1 protein-coding gene and 1 pseudogene are annotated in these 2,172 nt (G+C 41.0%); both read left to right on the plus strand.

Translation table 11 applies throughout. The annotated features are described in order from the left end of the window. Positions 1–256: 256 nt before the first annotated feature. Positions 257–1,171 (plus strand): hypothetical protein, encoded by a 915-nt coding sequence (locus tag AC1RRY_RS21875; protein WP_492823925.1) that lies wholly within the window; start codon positions 257–259, stop codon positions 1,169–1,171. A 180-nt stretch (positions 1,172–1,351) separates the two neighbouring features. Beyond that, positions 1,352–2,172, plus strand: a pseudogene (locus tag AC1RRY_RS21880) (gliding motility-associated C-terminal domain-containing protein); the annotation flags it as partial.

The following is a 2,172-nucleotide window of genomic DNA, read 5'->3' on the forward strand; positions in this document are numbered from 1 at the left end:
TGGGATGGGAAGAGCAGTAGTGGGATTGAGTTACCCTCTGGGACGTATTATTATCTGGCCCGGGTATCGTTGATGCGATTGGATAAGAAAGATGAGACACCTATTACGATGAAGGGATGGATTGAACTTATCAGATAATTATTATTATTCTGTAAATTTGTTGGTCAGATGGCGCCTCAAGTCAGGAAAATAAACAGGTTTTTGTCTTTCCTATAGAAAGAGCCCGATTTAATGCGCCTCGTTATGGATTTCACTAATGAATATTTTACGCGCTGTATCAAATACAAGTAAGAACCTGTTCAAGCTTTTCAGAGAACAATTACAAGCCCTTAATGACGCATTTCGTCGTCCGATGGCAACTTCTATTCGTTCTATGAGAGGGCTTCTTATTTCTCTTCTGGTAGGGTTGTTTGTAGCAATTGTAGCAGTTGGTATGCAACCATTTGGCCTTGATTTGTTGAACAATCAGCAAAAAACCAGATTATTGCTTGGATTCGGTGTGGTAGCAAGCCTGGCAATGCTGATCGCCAAGTTTGTATTGCCCACTATTTTTTCTAAATTTTATAATAAACAAAACTGGACTATCGCCCGACAGTCGCTTCATTTTCTGATAATAGTGCTGCTGTTGGTGTCTTCGATGGCTACTTATGGCAAAGCCTTTCACATGATTACGTTTAAGCTGGCAGATATCCTGAAAATTTTCATACTCAGTATTATTCCGGTTGTGATAACTACCTTTATTCAGCAAAAGGTATTTCATAAGAAATTTACTGCCTGTGCTGAAGTTATCAATAATGCCTTACGGCAACTAACAGGTTTAGACGCAAAAAATACACCTCAGGTTTTAGTTTTAGGAGACAGACTTAAGCTATTGCCGAATCAATTTATTTATGCTGAAATCTCTAAAGGATCGGCAGAAGTATACTGGCAGAACTTTCTGGGTATTGAAAAAACGATCGTCACTGCAGACATCCAGAAAGAACTTTCGGCACATCAGCAATTTATCTATCTTGATAAAAACATCATTGCTAATGTAAAGGGAATTCAGAACGTGGAAGGTAATGCCAGAGGGTATCAGGTAAGAATAGCCCGCACAACCAAAGAAATATCGGTACCCTGGAAATTCCATAAAAGTCTGGAAAAACTGGCACATAAAAACATGCCTTTCTGATGAATTAATTGCATACAGGCCTAACATCTTTGTACATCTTCATAGTAATTTTATCTGTTCTGATAAAGCGTTACCAAGCATATATAGATTTTTTAATTCAAAAATCTGCCGACACATGCACAGCACACAAGTATTCGTTCGTTCTTATAGATAACGAACTTTAAAATTCTGAAGGGACCTATGCAACTATTAAGATTTACTTTATTTTTTGTCATTGCTGGTTTGCTGATTTTACCCCGGGCACAAGCTACTCACTTACGGGCGGGCGAAATAACGGCCAAAAGAATTTCGTCGACTACCCTTACCTATCGTGTTACCTTAACTACCTATACCGACCAGATTAACGGCTACATTGCCAACGACGCAGCCGGTACTTCTTTTTTTTCATTTGGGGTAACAGGTGTACCCCTTTATGAAGTAAAACGTAAAAAGAAGTTTCTGATTAATGCCGGAACCATGTGTAATGTGTATGATACTACTTTTACATTTCCGGGGCCGGGGCGTTACACTATTTCATGTGCCATTACCAATAGGAACGCCGGAACAGTTAACCTGCAAGGTCCAACCGACCAGATTAGCTTCTTTGTAGAAACTACTATAGTAGTAAATGGATCATTAGGATTGAACAACACACCTGTTTTATTGAATATACCGGTAGATACAGCCGGAGTGGGGAAAAGATTTATTCATAATCCCGGTGCATTCGATGCCGATGGTGATAGCCTGGCCTATCGTTTAACAGCACCCAAGAGGGGAAGAACCGATGGCTCAAATGGAGGAGAATTTGCTGCGGGATACCGAGATCCATCGAGTTTAGGGGATTCGAGACTGACAGAAGACGGGTCAGGGCCATCCTTTTTCAGGATAGACGCACTCACGGGAGATTTAATATGGGACGCCCCCGGGCGTCTGGGGGTCAATCAGTACCAGGTCAACGTAGCCTTTATCGTAGAAGAATGGCGGAAAGGCCTGAACGGTAGCTACACAAAGATAGGCGAGAT

The organism is Emticicia sp. GW821-FHT11C11, from assembly GCF_058808615.1.